The 15,857-nt window shown below is 63.8% G+C and carries 20 protein-coding genes; 5 read left to right on the forward strand and 15 right to left on the reverse strand.

The genetic code is table 11. From position 1 onward, the window contains the following. Positions 1–3 precede the first annotated feature (3 nt). The 5 genes from BUC24_RS08745 (at position 4) to BUC24_RS08765 (ending at position 3,096) form a co-directional block, all read left to right on the forward strand. Positions 4–222 (forward strand): tautomerase family protein, encoded by a 219-nt coding sequence (locus BUC24_RS08745; RefSeq protein WP_073213843.1) that lies wholly within the window; start codon positions 4–6, stop codon positions 220–222. Further along, positions 219–620 carry a nuclear transport factor 2 family protein gene (locus BUC24_RS08750; protein ID WP_073213845.1) on the forward strand — a complete coding sequence of 134 codons (402 nt, stop codon included), beginning with the start codon at positions 219–221 and terminating at the stop codon, positions 618–620. The genes BUC24_RS08745 and BUC24_RS08750 overlap by 4 nt, the downstream gene beginning before the upstream one ends. A gap of 1 nt (position 621) precedes the next feature. Beyond that, positions 622–1,416: an SDR family NAD(P)-dependent oxidoreductase gene (locus BUC24_RS08755; protein WP_073213848.1), complete on the forward strand. Its 795-nt coding sequence runs from the start codon at positions 622–624 to the stop codon at positions 1,414–1,416. A 169-nt stretch (positions 1,417–1,585) separates the two neighbouring features. After that, on the forward strand, positions 1,586–2,008 hold the full coding sequence (locus BUC24_RS08760; protein ID WP_073213850.1) for a cupin domain-containing protein: 423 nt from the start codon (positions 1,586–1,588) through the stop codon (positions 2,006–2,008). After that, a complete protein-coding gene (locus BUC24_RS08765) occupies positions 2,005–3,096 on the forward strand; it encodes a thioredoxin family protein (protein WP_073213853.1) in 1,092 nt (363 codons plus the stop codon). The genes BUC24_RS08760 and BUC24_RS08765 overlap by 4 nt, the downstream gene beginning before the upstream one ends. Positions 3,097–3,138: 42 nt before the next feature. On the opposite strand, the gene BUC24_RS08770 is transcribed toward BUC24_RS08765, so the two are convergent. The 15 genes from BUC24_RS08770 to BUC24_RS08840 all read right to left on the reverse strand — a co-directional run bounded on the left by BUC24_RS08770 (position 3,139) and on the right by BUC24_RS08840 (position 15,646). Next, complete coding sequence (locus BUC24_RS08770; RefSeq protein WP_073213856.1) at positions 3,139–3,552, reverse strand: DoxX family protein; 414 nt, start codon at positions 3,550–3,552, stop codon at positions 3,139–3,141. A gap of 26 nt (positions 3,553–3,578) precedes the next feature. Continuing rightward, positions 3,579–4,559 carry an alpha/beta fold hydrolase gene (locus tag BUC24_RS08775; protein ID WP_073213858.1) on the reverse strand — a complete coding sequence of 327 codons (981 nt, stop codon included), beginning with the start codon at positions 4,557–4,559 and terminating at the stop codon, positions 3,579–3,581. Beyond that, entirely contained in the window at positions 4,556–5,338 is a 783-nt protein-coding gene (locus BUC24_RS08780; RefSeq protein WP_073213862.1) for an HvfC/BufC N-terminal domain-containing protein, read from the reverse strand. Before BUC24_RS08780 ends, BUC24_RS08775 begins: the two co-directional genes overlap by 4 nt. Beyond that, complete coding sequence (locus tag BUC24_RS08785) at positions 5,335–6,231, reverse strand: MNIO family bufferin maturase (protein ID WP_083598783.1); 897 nt, start codon at positions 6,229–6,231, stop codon at positions 5,335–5,337. Before BUC24_RS08785 ends, BUC24_RS08780 begins: the two co-directional genes overlap by 4 nt. A gap of 4 nt (positions 6,232–6,235) precedes the next feature. Continuing rightward, on the reverse strand, positions 6,236–6,502 hold the full coding sequence (locus BUC24_RS08790; protein WP_073213868.1) for a BufA2 family periplasmic bufferin-type metallophore: 267 nt from the start codon (positions 6,500–6,502) through the stop codon (positions 6,236–6,238). Positions 6,503–6,560: 58 nt separating this feature from the next. Beyond that, the gene (locus BUC24_RS08795; RefSeq protein WP_073213871.1) at positions 6,561–7,334 is read right to left on the reverse strand and encodes an alpha/beta hydrolase; all 774 of its coding nucleotides are present in this window, start codon (positions 7,332–7,334) and stop codon (positions 6,561–6,563) included. Between the two features lie 10 nt (positions 7,335–7,344). Next, positions 7,345–7,614 (reverse strand): BufA1 family periplasmic bufferin-type metallophore, encoded by a 270-nt coding sequence (locus tag BUC24_RS08800; RefSeq protein WP_073213874.1) that lies wholly within the window; start codon positions 7,612–7,614, stop codon positions 7,345–7,347. A gap of 176 nt (positions 7,615–7,790) precedes the next feature. Then, positions 7,791–9,116: an ATP-binding protein gene (locus BUC24_RS08805; RefSeq protein ID WP_229448104.1), complete on the reverse strand. Its 1,326-nt coding sequence runs from the start codon at positions 9,114–9,116 to the stop codon at positions 7,791–7,793. Continuing rightward, positions 9,113–9,853: a response regulator gene (locus BUC24_RS08810; RefSeq protein WP_073213876.1), complete on the reverse strand. Its 741-nt coding sequence runs from the start codon at positions 9,851–9,853 to the stop codon at positions 9,113–9,115. Before BUC24_RS08810 ends, BUC24_RS08805 begins: the two co-directional genes overlap by 4 nt. 16 nt (positions 9,854–9,869) lie before the next feature. Beyond that, positions 9,870–10,346, reverse strand: a complete 477-nt coding sequence (locus BUC24_RS08815) for a MarR family winged helix-turn-helix transcriptional regulator (protein WP_073213879.1) — start codon at positions 10,344–10,346, stop codon at positions 9,870–9,872. 74 nt (positions 10,347–10,420) lie between these two features. Continuing rightward, a complete protein-coding gene (locus BUC24_RS08820) occupies positions 10,421–11,593 on the reverse strand; it encodes an MFS transporter (protein ID WP_073213882.1) in 1,173 nt (390 codons plus the stop codon). Between the two features lie 27 nt (positions 11,594–11,620). Beyond that, entirely contained in the window at positions 11,621–11,959 is a 339-nt protein-coding gene (locus BUC24_RS08825) for a CzcE family metal-binding protein (protein ID WP_073213885.1), read from the reverse strand. 27 nt (positions 11,960–11,986) lie between these two features. Further along, positions 11,987–12,406, reverse strand: coding sequence for an organic hydroperoxide resistance protein (locus tag BUC24_RS08830; RefSeq protein WP_073215023.1), 420 nt, complete (start codon positions 12,404–12,406; stop codon positions 11,987–11,989). 150 nt (positions 12,407–12,556) lie between these two features. Continuing rightward, positions 12,557–13,141 carry an MEDS domain-containing protein gene (locus BUC24_RS08835; protein WP_178372503.1) on the reverse strand — a complete coding sequence of 195 codons (585 nt, stop codon included), beginning with the start codon at positions 13,139–13,141 and terminating at the stop codon, positions 12,557–12,559. Positions 13,142–13,294: 153 nt separating this feature from the next. Continuing rightward, on the reverse strand, positions 13,295–15,646 hold the full coding sequence (locus tag BUC24_RS08840) for an HzsA-related protein (protein WP_073213892.1): 2,352 nt from the start codon (positions 15,644–15,646) through the stop codon (positions 13,295–13,297). Positions 15,647–15,857: the final 211 nt, after the last annotated feature.

Here is a 15,857-nt window from a genome sequence, read left to right on the forward strand (position 1 = left end):
GCCATGCCCTACATTCTGGTTCAGGTGACCGACGAAGGCGTCACCCGCGAGCAAAAGGCCAAGATCATTGCCGGCGCCACCGCGCTGATGGTGGACATTCTGGGCAAGGATCCCGAAGCGACCTTTGTCGTGATCGAGGAGGTCGACACCGACAACTGGGGTCACGGCGGCGAACTGGTGACACTGCGCCGCCAGCGCCAGGCAGCGGGACAGCTGCGATGAGCGAGCGGAACGCGGCAGAAGTCGAGCGGGCCATCGGCCATGTGCTGTCCACCTACTTCGCTGGCCTGTACAACGGCGACACGGCACTGCTGCGTTCCGTATTCGACCCCGACGCCGCGCTGTTTGCGGTGCAGGGCGGGGCGCGCTATCACAAGCCGGTCGAGATCTATCTCGCCGGCGTGGCCACCCGTTCTTCGCCACGCGAACTGGGCGAGCCGTTTGCCATGGCGGTTCTGTCGCTTGAGGTACTGGGCCACATGGGCATGGCCAAGGTACACGTGCCGGCGCGCGGCCATCACTATGTCAATTACTTGTCCCTTCTGCTGGCAGAGGGACGCTGGCTGATCGTGAACAAGCTGTTCGACGACGTGCCCCCATTTTCTATCGAGGAGAACTGAAATGCATCATCCACAACCCGGCACCGCGGTCGTCACTGGCGCATCGACCGGCATTGGCGCCTTGTATGCCGAGCGCCTCGCCGCGCGCGGCTACGATCTGATCCTGGTCGCCCGCAACGAAGCGCGATTGCGCGAACTGGCAGCGCGTTTGCATGCCGGCAGTGGTCAAGAGGTGCGTACCCTTGCCGCCGACCTGACCACGGAAGCGGGCCTGTCTGCCGTCGAGACAGCGCTGCGCACCGACCCCAGCATCACCATGTTGGTCAACAATGCCGGCGTGGGCGCCACCGGACCACTGCTTGGTTCCGACATCGCCAGAATGCAGGACATGATTGCCCTGAACGTGGTGGCGCTCACGCGCCTGACCTACGCTGCGGTGCCGGGATTCGCCGAGCGCGGCAAGGGGACCTTGATCAATATCGCCTCGATCGTCGCGATTGCGCCGGAGCTTCTCAATGGCGTGTACGGGGCCAGCAAGGCCTATGTGCTGGCCCTGAGCCAGTCGCTGCGCCATGAACTGGCGGGCAAGGGCGTGCGCGTGCAGACCGTTTTACCGGGTGCAACCGCGACCGACTTCTGGAAGCTCGCCGGCACCCCGGTGGAATATCTGCCGCAAGAAATTGTGATGCGCGCCGATGCGATGGTCGACGCGGCCCTGGCCGGTCTGGATGCAGGGGAGTTTGTCACCATTCCAGGCCTGGAAGACGGCGCCAAGTACGATGCGTTTGAAGCTGCGCGCATCGCCATGCACGGCGAATTGTCGACCACGACCCCGGCGTCGCGCTATCGGGCATGATGCTGTTATGTGTCTGAATGTGTCTGGCGGCGTTACAGCAACATGGCCCGCCCGCCCAGACACAATCCCGACATTGGCGTGACATGCTGGCGCGGTTTAATGCATGTGTGGACTGCAAAGCAGGCTTCATCCCGGCGCCGGCAAGCATGTCCCTCACAGGAGAACCACCATGAAAGTCACCTACCCGAAGCGCGCCCGCGCAACCTTGCTGCTGGCATCGGCCTTTGCCCTCGGCAGCGCCGCAATGGCCCCAGCATCGGCACAGCAGCTCGACGCCAACGGCATTGGCCGTACCGAGGTGGTGCGCCGCGATCTCGATGCCAAAAACGAGGCGATCCAGGTCCGTGTCGACTTTGGCCCGCACGCGGCCTTCGGCAAGCACGCGCACCCTGGTGTGGAAATCGCGTACGTGCTGGAAGGGACGATGGAGTATGTCCTTGACGGTAAAGCCGTCACGCTCAAGGCGGGAGAGTCTCTGTTCATCCCTGCCGGCGCCGTGCATTCGGCCCGTAACCTCGGTAGCGGCAATGCATCCGAACTGGCGACCTACCTGGTCGAAAAAGGCAAACCAATTCTGGTGCTGGCCAAATGAGCGGCCCGCACAAAACAAAACGCATTGCGCTCATGGCGGGAGCACTGGCCGTGGCCGGTGCGCTGGCAGTGCCGGCGCTCACCGGCCTGTCCCTGGTGGGGGCCGCGCCAAGCGGCAGCCGCCTGCAGGTGGAGGGCACCATGGCCGGTTTCGACGGCGCCACTACCTGGCTCAATTCCGCTCCCCTGACCGCGCCCAAGCTGCGCGGCAAGGTCGTGCTGGTCGATTTCTGGACCTATTCGTGCATCAACTGCATCCGCAGCATGCCCTATGTGCGTGCCTGGGCTGCAAAGTATCGCGACCAGGGGCTGACGGTGGTCGGCGTGCATACGCCCGAATTCAAGTTCGAGGAAGATCTGGTCAACATCAATGCGGCAGTGGGGCGCTTTCAGATCGACTTTCCCGTGGCCGTGGACAGCCAGCACAAAATCTGGCAAGCCTGGGGCAATCGCTACTGGCCTGCCTTTTATCTGGTCGATGCACAGGGCAAAATCCGTTTCCATCAATTTGGTGAGGGCGGCTACGACAAGATGGAACTGGCGATTCAGTCCTTGCTGGCCGAAGCGTCGGGCCGTCCGGGTGACGGCAAGCTGGTCAATCCGCAGGCTGGCGCCGAGCATATGGCGCCAGCCCTGGGCAGCATCGGCTCGGACGAAACCTACGTCGGCTACGAGAAAGCGTCCAATTTCCGTGGCGCGCCACGGCTGCGTGAAGATCGTTTGCAGACCTATACGATGGCCAATCTGGGCTTGAATCAATGGGCTCTGGCGGGCGGCTGGGTGGTGGGCGCCGAAAGCGCGGTCGCTGCCGAATCGGGCGCCGCGCTGGCGCACCAGTTCAGCGCGCGCGACCTGCATCTGGTGATGGGGCCAGGCGCAGCCGGTGCCAAAGTGCGCATCAAAGTGACGCTCGATGGCCGCGCACCCGGTGCCGATCATGGCGCCGATATTGACGCCGAGGGCAATGGCGTGGTGGATGCGACGCGCTTGTACCAGCTGGTGCGCCAGTCAGGCCGCGTAAGCCAGCGGCGCTTTGAAGTGCGCTTTCTCGACAAGGGCGCCGAGGCATTTGCGTTCACTTTCGGGTAAGTCGTCTGCTCTCGCGCAGGCGCAGCCTCCGCGAGAGCGCATTCATCGTTTCAAGGCAGCGTCCAGTGACACGGCGCCAGCGCCACGCCCAATCAGGGGCAGCAGCAAGGCCATCCAGCTTAAATGAGTCGGCCAGGCTGCCGGATACACAAACACCTGGATCACCGCCGTCATTCCCAGCAGGCCCAGCGCCGCGCTACGTGTAAACAGTCCGATCACCAGAAGCAGGGGCAGCAGATGCTCGGCCCCCGTTGCCAGCTGCGCTGCCAACTCGGGGGCGATCAAGGGCAAGGCGTATTCTGAACTGAACAAATCATAGGTGGCGGGCTTGATGGTCATCAGGCCCTCCACTTTGGTGCGCCCGGACAGAAAGAAGATCGAGGCGGCCGACACTCTGGCCAGTAAAAGCAGGGCCGAAGTCGGGATCAAGTGGTCGGGAAGGGTAATTGGTTTCATGGTGGCTCGCACGATCAAGGGTAAGTTCAAGTGCGCCATACGGCAGCGCGTGTCACGCCGAGAACGGCGTCGGCAAATGCTTGTGGTGCTTCACGGGGTAAATCGTGTCCGGCAGCGGCGATATGCAGCACGCGGCTCTGCGCCAAGCGCGCCGGCTGGCGTGCGCTGGCGCCGCCTTCGAGTGCGATGACCGGAACGGTCGGCGCTTTGCGCGCCGCCACGGTCAGTTCGGCCTTGACGTAGCGGGGATCAGGATCGGCATTGCCGAAGCGATAGCGCCAGGCATGCAGGACTGTCTCGATAAAATCGGGGTTGTCGAAGCTGGCAGCAGCTTGCGCAAACGCGGCTTCGTCCATTCGGCCATCGCGGTTTGCATGGCGCCACACCTCTCGCATCACGCCAATGCGGTTGGTTTGCAAGGCCTGCCGTCCGCGTTCCGTCTGAAAGTAGAACTGGTGCCACAGCGCCGCCTCGGCCGCCGGGGCCAGGGGCGTGGTGGCTGCGGCCGCGTCGTCGATGCCTTCGTTATTGGCAAGCACAAGCCCAACGCAGCGACTGGGGCGCAGCGCGGCCATTGCGCATGCAGCGCTCGCCCCCCACCCGAAACCGGCAAACACTGCTTCCGGAATGTGGAGCGCATCGATCAGGTCGAGCAAATCACGCCCGAGCGCGGCCTGCTGGCCGGAGCGCGGCGTAGCCTCGCTGCGATAGCGGGTGGCACCGTGGCCGCGCAGGGACGGAACGATCACGCGCAGGCCCGCGTCGGCCAATATCCCAGCGGCCGCGGCGAAGCTCCGGATGTCGTAACCCAGATCATGGACAAGTACGACCGGGCGCCCATGCTCCGGGCCCAGAATCGCGCACGAAATGGCCAGTGTGTCGGTGTTCACCTGCTGAACCTGCAACCCGGGCAGCGCGACTGCGCCGAGCGCCCCTTTCGCCGCGGCCAGGGCCACAGCACCGGTCAACAGAAATTGGCGGCGGCCGTTGATATGAGGACGGTTCATGCTGCTCTCCGGTTCGTGGGTGTGGCCGCGCTCTGCTCGACACCGATGATCATGTCATTGGCAAGCCAGTCCGCCAGCATGGCGCCAGCTCTGGCCACGCCTGCTTCCTCGCCCAGGCGTTCGGCCAGCAAGGCACACAGCGCGGTAAAGCCACGGTGACCACGGGCTTTGTGGAGGGTCTCAAGTTCGAGTTGCTGCAGCCGGCGCAGGCGTGTACCAAAGCCGCGCCGCCAGATGGCGATGCCTTCTTGTGTCGCGAGCATGCGCGCTTCGGGCGCCGGCTCGCCGTTTTCGAGCGCGATCCAGATCTCGGCGGCGTTGGTGGCAACCGACGCCAGCGCCAGGGATGGGGTAAAGACCAGGCGCGCGCGCTCCCAGTTGACGCCGGCGAGCATGCTCGAGTCGACAGGGGCCGCATCGCGCGCAACGAAGGCAGTCGTCATCGCCCATTCGATCCATGCCAGCTCGTGCAGGTCCGGGTTGTCGGGAAATTGCAGACGCAGCGTATCGACAAAGCGCTCGCCGTAGGCATCCAGCGTCCAGGCCTGCGGCGGACGACGGTTGATGTGCGCGACGGCGGCGTGCTGGAACGCGGTGGCGCCGATGAAGCTTCGCAAGCGCGGGAAAGTCTGTTCCAGGCAGCCGGTCAATTGGCTGCGGTAGTTATTCTGATAGACGTGCAAACCGCCACGGGCAGTGCCCGCGAGCCGTCGGGCGCTGTCCTCATCGGCGTGGATCAGCCAGCTGCGCATCTGGCGCTGCAGGGTGGCCAGCTTCATGTTTGCACCATCGCGCCAATCTGACGCGCGGTATGCAGTTCCGCCATCAACTCTGCCAGCGGTGGAATGGCGGCGTCGCGTTCGATCATGGTGGCCACTGCGCCACAGCGGGCACGCGCGTGCGCGTACAGCGCCCAGACGGCGTCCGCAACGCTGCTGTCGTGGGTATCGATTAGCAGACCATCGCCGCGGCTGTGTCCCGCCAGATGGATTTGGCGCACCATCGGAGCCGGTATGCCCTCGAGGAAGGCGTGCGGATCGAAGCCGTGGTTGACCGAACTGACGTACACATTGTTCACATCGAGCAGCAAGCCACAGCCGGTGCGCTTGCACATGGCCGCAATGAATTCCCACTCGTGCATGGCAGCGCCGGGGAAGCTCAGGTAGGCGGACGGATTTTCAAACAGCATGGCCCGGCCCAGCGTGTCCTGGGCGCGTTCGATATTGCTGCATACGATGTCGAGCGCTTCGTCAGTGTAGGGCAAGGGCAGCAGGTCGTGCGAATTGAAGGCGCCGATGCGCGACCAGCTCAGATGGTCGGACACAAACAAAGGGTCGATTTCGTCTGCCAGTTCGCGCAGGCGCGCAAGATAGTCGGCCCGTGGTCCGTCAGCCGAGCCAATCGACAGCGAGACACCATGCATGGCAACCGGATAGCGATCGCGGATCCGGCGCAGAATGTGGCGCGGCTGACCGCCGTCGACCATAAAATTTTCGGAGATGATTTCGACAAAATCGACGCCGACATCGGTCTCGAGAAAATCCTGGTAATGCTCGCGGCGCAGGCCCAGGCCATAGCCGGAAAACGAATCGGGTAAAGGAAAAGCCGGCACGGTGGGCCTCGCATCAAAGTGATTACTCTGGTCCGCCGCTGAAAGTGGGCGGACCAGCATGGACTTACTCTTTTTCGGTCAGGGTGCCGCCCAGTGCCTTGCACTCGGACGGTGTTTTGACCAGCACACCCTGGCCCTTGCAGTCGTTCAGGCCTTTGCAGTCGTTTTTGGCCGTGGCGCACAGGCTCTGGCCCTTGCAGCTATTGATGCCATAGCAGCGGGTGGGCTGTTCGGCGTCGGCCGCAAAGGCGGGGCTGGCGGCACCAGCAGCCAGAGCGAGAAGGGCGGCGGCGCCGGCAAGGCTGACGCGGGAAGTCAATGTGGTTTTCATGTGATGCTCCTTGATGGTGGTGAAATGCGGGCAGGTGCTGCCTGCCAGGTTGGGAAAATCAGAATGTGTCCAGCGCGGCCTGTTCGATCACCTTGGCCACGTCCTCCGGCCGCGATACGTGTACGGCATGGCTGGCAGCCAGTTCGACCACTTTGGCGTGAGCGCGCTGGTACATCATGCGTTGCGTTTCGGGACTGAGAAAACGGTCGGCGCTGGCCACGATGGCGTAACTGGGCTTGCTGTGCCAGAGCGCCGCGTACGATGGCGTGCCTGCGAAGTCCTGGTACATCGGTACCTGCGAGGCGGCAAAGAAGCTGGCGCGGTTCGGGCTCAGATCGGCCCCGAAATCGCTTTGCCAGCGGGCCCGGTCTGCCCAGTAGACGCCGGACCAGTCGGGTTTGATAGCGGCGCCTTGAGTCGGCACGGCGCGCAGCAGCTGCAGCGCGTTTTCGCCTACCTCGGGCGCCAGCGCTGCCACGTAGACCAGCGCGCCAATCTTGGCGCCACTGCCCGCGTGACCAATCACGCTGCCGCCAATGCCATGACCGACCAGCACCACCTTGCCGATCTGCTGAAACAGGATGCGGCGGGTCATCGATACATCGGCGTCAAGCGAGGTATGGGTGGCCGGGACCACGGTCACGCGGTAGCCCTTGTGGCTGAGGATATCGTGCACGACGTGCCAGCTTGAGCCATCGGTAAAGGCGTCGGGGACGATGACAATATTGCGCGCCAGGGGCAGCGCTGCCGGTTCGGCGGGGGCTGCGCCGGCGAACTGCATGGCCACACTCAGTGCGGCAGCCGTCATCAGTTTGTGGGAAGTGAAAGGCATGATGTCCGCCTTATTTGCGTGGCGTGAGCGAACCGAAGCCCTTTGGGGTCTTGATGGTGGTGCAGGTGCCTTTGGCCACCAGGGTCCAGGCATCGCCCTGGTAATCGGTCTTGGAGGTGGCGGCGCAGCTGGTACCGGCACCGGCTGCACAGTCATTGTGACCGGCTAGCGAGACGCCGTAGCATTTCTCGGTTGGCTTCCTGGCTTCGTCGGCGTGGGCGGCGCCCGCGCTCAGGACCAGAGCGAGAGCGGCGGCAGCGGTGGATAGAGAATGTTTCATGGTCTGGCTCCTTGTGGACGTTGTCGCGGCGGTGGAAATCATCGTTGCGCGATGTGTTCCATTAGACCGGGCGGGTGTGTCGTCGACATCTCGCGCGTGTGTCGCAAGGAGGGGCGATTGTGTCAATGGCCAGGCCAGACACAATCCGAAACAAATCTGTTCTACAAAACCGGGTTTTACAGCGCCGTCAGGACGAGGCGCGCTTCCAGACCGCCTTCGGGGCGGTTGTGCAAAGTGAGTGTGGCTGCCATGGTGCCCGCCAGCTGGCGGGCGATGGCCAGGCCCAGGCCGGTGCCGCCGGTATCGCGGCTGCGCGAACCCTCAAGCCGGTAAAATGGCTCGAATACCGCTTCGAGCATCGCTTCCGGAATGCCAGGGCCCGTGTCGCAAACCCGAATCGTGCAGCGTTCGGGTCCGTCGCGCTCGAGCACAACGTGCGCAGTGGCGCCGTATTTGAGCGCATTGTCGATCAGGTTGACCAGCAGGCGCCGCAGGGCCTTGGGCCGCGCAGGCAGTGGCCCACCGCAGCTCCCCGACATGCGCACTGCTGCCCCTGCGTCGCGGTAATCGAGCACGATACTATCGAGCAGATTGTCGAGGTCAACCACTTGTGCCGGCTCCGGCTTGCCGTGCATGGTGCGGGCATAGCCGATCCCCTCGCGCACCAGGTCCTGCAACTGGCGCAAGTCGTCGCCAAAGCGCGCCTGCTGCACCGTATCGTCCATCAGATCGACGCGCAGGCGCATGCGCGTGATGGGCGTTTGCAGATCATGCGATATGGCGGCCAGAATACGCAGACGTTCGTCGACGTAGCCCGCAATGCGGCGCTGCATGGCGTTGAGCGCACGCGCGGCGCGCACCACCTCGGACGGCCCTTGTTCGGGCATTTCGACGGGGCGCAGGTCGGGGCCTAGCGCATCGGCCACCTCGGCCAGGGTGCGCAGGGGACGGGTGGCCATGCGCACGGCCAGCCAGCACGCCAGGGCAACCAGTGCCAGCTGCGCGGCCAGCATGTAGGGCAGCCAGGGCGAGAGCGGCAAGCCGGAACGCGGGCGGAAGTCGATGGTGATGGTCTGGCCGTCGGTCAGGCGCACGTCGACCTGAAAACGTTCGATCGGGCCCGGCACCGCGTGGGCCGAAAACGGATAACTGCCTTCCAGAGCACGCGCCGTCGAGGCAAGCAGGCGTGCCGAGAGCGTCGATTGCACGGGCGGGCCAGGCTGGGTGGGGCCCGCTTCGAAGCGGTAGGCCCCGCGGGCCAGGCGCGGCATCCAGGCAGGACGCTCGGCGGCGGGCAAGCGGTCCAGCAGGGACACGGCGGCGCGCACATCGACTTCGACCAGATCGATCATCGCGCCCATGGTGGTCTGGTCGCGTTCGCGGATGGCCAGGCTGACAGAAAGCAGCTGCGCGGCAGCCAGGCCCGCCAGCAAAATCAGGGACAGACGCGCGAACAGGCTGGCCGGAACCAGCTTGCGAAGCAGCGCGCCCGCGCCGCTCAAGGTGCGCCCTCGAGCACCGTCACGGCACTGGAAAAGACATACCCTTCGCTGCGCAGCGTTTTGATGTAGCGGGGCTCGCGCGCATCGTCACCAAGGCGCTGGCGCAGGCGGCTGACCAGGATATCAATCGAGCGGTCGAACTGGTCGGCGTCGTCGCCATGGGTCATGGCCAGCAACTGCTCGCGCGTGAGCACCCGCTGTGGATGGTCAAGGAAGACCCGCAGCAGACGGTACTCGCCACCGCTGACGGCCACCACCACGCCGTCGCGATCGAGCAGGTGGCGCGCTTCAGTGTCAACGCGCCAGTCGCCAAACCCCAGCATGGTGGCCACTTGCGTGACCTGCATGTTCGGGGGCAGCATGCGCGTGCGGCGCAGCACGGCGTGAATGCGCGCCAGCAGTTCACGCACCGAAAATGGCTTGGGCAGGTAATCGTCGGCACCCAGCTCAAGGCCGACAATGCGGTCGGTTTCTTCATCGCGCGCGCTGAGCATGATGATGGGGATGGCGCGATGTTTCCCCGCCCGCATTTCGCGGCACAGGGTCAAGCCGTCGTCGCCCGGCATCATGATGTCGAGGACAATCACATCCGGCGTGAAGCGCTGCAGCGCGCTGCGCATTTCGCGCCCGTCGGCCGCGCCCGTGGCACGCAAACCCTGCTTTTCCATATAGGCGCAAATGAGCTCGCGGATACCGCGGTCGTCATCGACAACCAGGACATGGTCGTTTTCGCGCATCGGCGCTCTCCTTGATTTACGCTGGGCCCTTGCCTTTGACGGCATCGATCAGATTGTTGCGGATCTTGACGATCTGCTGCTGCACCGCCGGTACCGCCTCTGGCGCCAGGCCGGTTTGCTCGATCACGCCGCGGCCGATGGCGCTTTGGCGCAGGCGGTGGCCAGCCTCGGTCAGCGCGACCCGGACCTGGCGCTCGTCTTGGCTGTCACGCCGGCGCCGCACATAGCCCATCGCTTCCAGCTTTTTCAGAATCGGCGTGAGCGTATTCGATTCCAGGAACAGCTTTTCACCCAGGCTGCTGACGGTTTGTTCGTCCTCTTCCCACAGCGCGATGATGGCAATGTACTGGGTATAGGTCAGGCCCAGCTCTTCAAGGAGCGGCTTGTATGCCTTGTTGAGCGCGAGGTTGGCCGAATAGATCGCGAAACACAAAAAATCCGACAACTTCCTCACGCCCGGGTCGCCCGGCTGCACACGATCGCTGTTTTTCATGCTGGTCTCCTTGCAGTGCATCTTGTCTGTGCGCCGATTATATGTCGAACCCGATTGATTCAGCATGCTTGATTTTATGCCACCGCCGGCGCGCCGACGATTGCCTTGGCGGCAATGTGGCGGTCGGCCAGCAGCGCCATGCCAAAGGCCAGGGCCACCAGCGCGCCGGCCATCAAGCCGAGGCGGTGCGGATCAAACCAGCCCAGGCCGGCGGCGCCCAGCACACCGGCCGAGGACACGCCCACATACAGGGCTGCCGAATTCAGGCCCATCAGCAGCGGCGCGGCAGCCGGTGCCAGCGTGATCAGGCGGTGCTGCTGTGGCACCAGCAAGCCCCAGCCGCACAGGCCCCAGACCACAATTGCCAGCACCGATGTGACGGCATGGGCCGAGCTCCACGGGGTCAGTGCGAAATTGAGCGCCATGATGACCAGTGCGGCATGGATGATGCGGCGGCTGCCGAAACGGTCCGTGAGCTTGCCGGCTACCAGGTTGCCGATGGTGGCCGCGAGGCCCCACACCAGCAGCAAGCCGGCCAGCATGCTTGAGCTGCCGTGCGTGACCCGGTCAAACACCACGCCAACGTAGGTGTAGACGGAGAATGCGCCTGCATAGGCCAGCAGGGTGGTCAGCAAGGTCAAGGTGATGCGGGCATCGGCCAGGGGTGCCAGGCGCTGGCGCAAAGTGGCCGAGGGCAGTGCCGGAATCGGGGGCAAACTGAACCAGACCGCAATGGCTGCAATGGTGCCCACCGCACTGACGAACCACATGGTGGCGCGCCAGTCGCCCACGCCGGCAATCAGGGTACCCAGCGGTGCGCCGAGCGCGGTGGCACTGGAGAGACCGGCAATCACGATGGCCAGCGCGGCGGCGCGCCGTTCAGGCGCAACCAGCGAGGCACCGGTGGCGGTCGCAGTCGGGCTGTACATGGCGGCGCCCAGGCCGGCAATCACCCGGCTGGCCAGGACCCAGCCGATGCTGGGCGCCAGCGCCGTGATGGCGTTGCCAATCACAAAAATGACCAAGCCCGTCAGCAGCAGCTTGCGGCGCGGCCAGTGGCCGGCCAGCGCTGCCACCGTCGGCGACAGCAGGGCATAGCTCAAGGCATACAGGGTCACCATTTGACCAGCCAGGGGAATCGACACGCCGAGCGATGCGGCAACCTGCGGCAAGATGCCGGCAACGACAAAACTATCGGTCCCGACGGCAAACATGCCGGCGGCTAGAACGAGTAAGCGGCGGTCCATGGTGGCTCCTGATATCGGCGCGTGGCCTTAAATGCCGAGATACAGCGGGTTGGGCGCCACGATCACGCGCACGGCGGGCAATTGCGTACCCGGTGGCAGGATCTGCTTGAGAGCGAACTCATTGACATTGGAATAGGTCGACACTTGCCAGCCAAAGCGTTGGCCATCGAACTCGAAGGTGACGGCTTCGCCATTGGTGACGTGGACATATTTGGTGGCGGCGCTAATCCGGATGACGCGGCCGCTGGCGCCGTCCGTGACGGGAACGCCGTAGTCGGCGCCAGTGGCGGCAGGGGTGAGGGCGTGTGCGCCCAGGCTGAAGGTGGCGCTCAGAACGAGGGCGGCAATTGCAGGCAATTTGGACATGATGGTCTTTCGTGAGTGGGTAGGAAATCAGGCAAGACGAATGGCCACATCAATATTGCCGCGGCTCATTTTGGAATACGGGCAGGTCTGGTGCGCCATATCGACCAGGGCCTGGCCTTGGTCGCGGGCGACGCCGGGCAGGTTGACGGTCAGCCGGGCCTGCAGGCCGTAGCCGTCGGCACCGGTGCCCAGATCGACTTCCGCATCCACGCTCAGATCGGCTGGCAAGGTGATGCCGAGCTTGGTCGCAGCGATGCCCATGGCGCCGATGAAGCAAGCGGACCATCCTGCGGCGAACAATTGTTCCGGGTTCGTGCCAGTGCCTGCGCCGCCGGGTGACGACAGATGGATGTCAAGACGCCCGTCGGAACTGCGGGAAGTCCCGTTGCGCCCGCCGGAAGAGGTGTGGGTTTTCGCGGTGTAAAGCACTTTGTCGAGCTGGATCATGATGTTACCTTTCGAGAATTTCATTGTTCGGCGCATCCGATTGGATCGCATGCGATGCATATTATCAGACTTTCCCGCAAAGTCAAGCGCATGCGATTTAAATTGGGGTGGCCCGGGGCAGGGCCAAGGAGAATCGCTGAGGCGGTCAGGTCAGGCGGCGTTGAAGACCACGGAGTGTGCGAGGTGCACGTCCATCATTGAGTGCTGGGCGTTTTGGGTGAAGCCGCCGCGCGGGTAGGCGCAGAACAGGGAGAAGCGCTCGCTTTGGCACATGCGCGCCCATAAATGCTCGAGCCGGATGGTGGCGCCGCAATGGCCTTTGGCCCATAGCAGGGCCACCATTTCGCCGAACGCCCGCACTTTGGGATAGCGGGGACGCGCCCGCTCCAGCAGAGAAAACACAAAGGCGTTGAAGCGCTGTTCATCGGGCCAGCCGTTGTCGACGAAGGTGTCAATCGCGGCGGCGGCGTCCAGCGCGATGTACTGGTCGCGCTCGGCAGCTGCGGCCAGGTCAAAGCCGCTCCTGGCCAGACGTTCTTCCAGCAGCTTCAGGTGGACGCTGGTGGCAATCAGGATCACCGCTTCGCCTTGCTGCAGACCGGCGCCTGCATAGGCTTCCAGCGCGGCCAGGAAGACATCGTCGTTTTCGTAAATTTGCAGGCAATGATCGCAAGCGGCAATTTCGGCCCAGAAAACGTCCACGTCTTTTGCAGGTTTTTTCGGTAGTGAAGTCATGGGTAAGCTGGTCATTTGGTTGCGACCAGCTTACTGCAATCCCTGTTCCGAATCGGCGGAGCAACAGGCGGGTTGTTTGAGCTATATCAAGCTTTGGTCAGTGAACTTGGGCTGCGACTAGATATTTCTCAAACATTGTAACTATTAGTTGATTCACTTTGGCAATTGCTTCCAATGCTGCATGAGCTTGCGCAGCGCTTCCGGCTTGTTGAGCGGGGTGAAGCCACCGGCCTGATCCTTGGAATTGAGTCCGTGACACGAGGCGCAGGTGCGGATCTCGCCAGGCTGGAAGGTAAGCCAGTTGCGTTCGCGTACCACGGCTTTGCCAGCCGCGTCGGTCAGCTGCCAGGTCATGGCGCGCCGCGCCGGCACAAAGGCCGCGCTGGAGCCATCCAGTCCCAGCTTGACGCTGCCGGCAGGGCCGCCAGTGCCAGTCGGATTTTTCACCTTCGGATCGTGCATGGTCTGCGCCAGTGGCCGCCGGCCCTCGCGCGGGGCGTTCACGCCACCATAGCCGCGGATCTGGTCGGCCTGGAACAGCTGCAAGTGGCTGATGTCATACACTTTGCCGTTGTCGCCTTTTTTGCTCACGCCGCCTGGCACTTGCAGATTGAACGGTTGCTGGCGCTCGCCGCGGTCACGGCTGGTGTTGTCGCGCGTAACGATCAAGGCCAGGTCGTTCGAAGTGAGCCAGGCGCGCAGCTGCGCTTCGTCCACGTTTTCTTCCAGCAGAACGGCCCGCTCCGGCGCTTCCAGTGCATCGCTGCGGCGCGACGGTTTCGCGCGCGGCATCACTTCGACCGGGTCGAGTTCCCACAAAATGCCGTCAAAGTCGACACGCGCATCCGGGTCCCAGTACCACAGCGCCTTGCGCGTACCAGCGGTCAACGCGCGGTCAGCCACAAAATGAACGCCGCTTGGCTTCATCGATTTCAGACGGAACTGGTAACGATAGCGCGGCGCCGCGCGGGTGCCTTCGTTCTGGTCAAGCCGGGTCTCGGCCGTGTGCACCGCCACCAGGGCGCCGTCAGCCATCGGCAGGGGATTGCGGTACATGCCGCTGTGGCTGGCCGCGGGCGTGCCGCCTTCTGCAGTAAAGCCGGCCGTATCAGGATGGGTCACGGCGGTGACGATCATGGTCTCGGCGTTCAGTGTTGGGCTGCCGGTAAAGCGTACGATCTGATTGGCGCCGGCAGTGCCGAATTCACGCACGTTGCTGCCGTAGTAGGTGCCGGGCTGGAGCGGGTCTTCGCGCAGATGGAACAGGCCGCCGTCCGAACGCAGCAAGGTGCGGTTGGCAAAGACGGATTCACGGCTGAATTCCAGCAGACTCGGGTCGTTGTTAAACGCGCGCGGGATGTAGCTTGGGCCGATTTCATGGCGCCCCACGTGGTTCAGCGTTTCTTCCGATGTGCCGTCTTCATTGACTTGCCATGGCATGAAATGGTTGAAGGTGTGGCCGTTGGCGTGGTTGGCGACGTTGCTTGGGTGGTTGTCCAGGCGCGGCTCGGGGAACACTTCGTCGGCCAGTGCCTTGCGCGCGGCGGCCGCGCTTTCGTCGGCGTACAAAAAGGCGCCATTGGGCGGACTGGCCGGGTTGGCGCGGTCGGCGTCGGCCTGCTGGTCCTGCTGCAGGTGATCCCAGCGGGTGAAAATCACCCGTCCAAAGCTGTCCACCGACGGGCTGAAGGCGCCGCTGACGGTGTGATTGAGCAGGAACAGATTGCCGCTGGCCGGATCCAGGCTCCAGATCCCGGTCACGATCGGGAAGCTTTCGTATTCATCGAGCTGCGGGTAGAGATGCGCTTCGCCACCGCGCGGACGGTCCGAGGTAAACAAGACCCGTTCATCGCTGCCGTAAAAAGGCGAGACGTTGTTGTACGCAGGCTGGCGCGCGATCTTGGCGATGCGTGCAGTGGCGCCTTTTTCCAGGCCGCTCACTTCATATACTTGCCACTGATACTGGCGCACTTCGTACTGGGTGGCGGGCGAACCGACGACCATGCTGAACAGGGCCTTGCTGCCGCTCCAGTGCACCGAGGGCTCGCGCACCGCGATTGCGTTGGCGCCCTGGAACCCGGCGCTGCCGAAGCCGGCTTCCTGGGTCAGATTGCGCGTACTGCCGTCGGGGTAGCGGATCATCAGGTCGCCGCCGCGCGGCACCGCCGTCGGACTGGCCAGATGATTGCCAAAGGTGGTGGTGCGGCTGGCAAAGCCCGACACCGGGGTCTGGGTCACATAAAGAATAGGATTGCTGCCAACGGCCACCGGTGCCGCCACGGTCACGGTGGTACTGGCAGTCTTGCTGCCACTGGCGTTGGTGGCGGTCAGGGTATAGGTGACCCCGGCCGCAGCCGTCACCGCTTTGCTGCTGCCGGTAACCACGCCGATGCCCTGGTCAATCGAGATCGCCGTTGCGCCAGTGACGTTCCAGGTCAGGGCAAAACTCTGACCGGCACTGACAATGGCCGGATCGGCGCCAAAACTGGCAATTACGGGAGCCACACCCTGAGGCGGGGTTGGATTGGTGCCTGGTGTGGGTGTCGGTGCCGGAGTTGGCGTTGGCGTGGAGGGGCTTCCACCACCGCTGCCGCCTCAGGCGGCCAGGGTACAGAGAATCAGGCAGGTGAGCAGGCGTTGCGGGTAACGGACCATCGTGTTTTCCAGTGGGGCTGATACTGTCCGTATTGACAGTATTTTGCGACATGGTACTGGA

The organism is Massilia sp. CF038, assembly GCF_900129765.1.
Classification (GTDB): domain Bacteria; phylum Pseudomonadota; class Gammaproteobacteria; order Burkholderiales; family Burkholderiaceae_D; genus Telluria_A.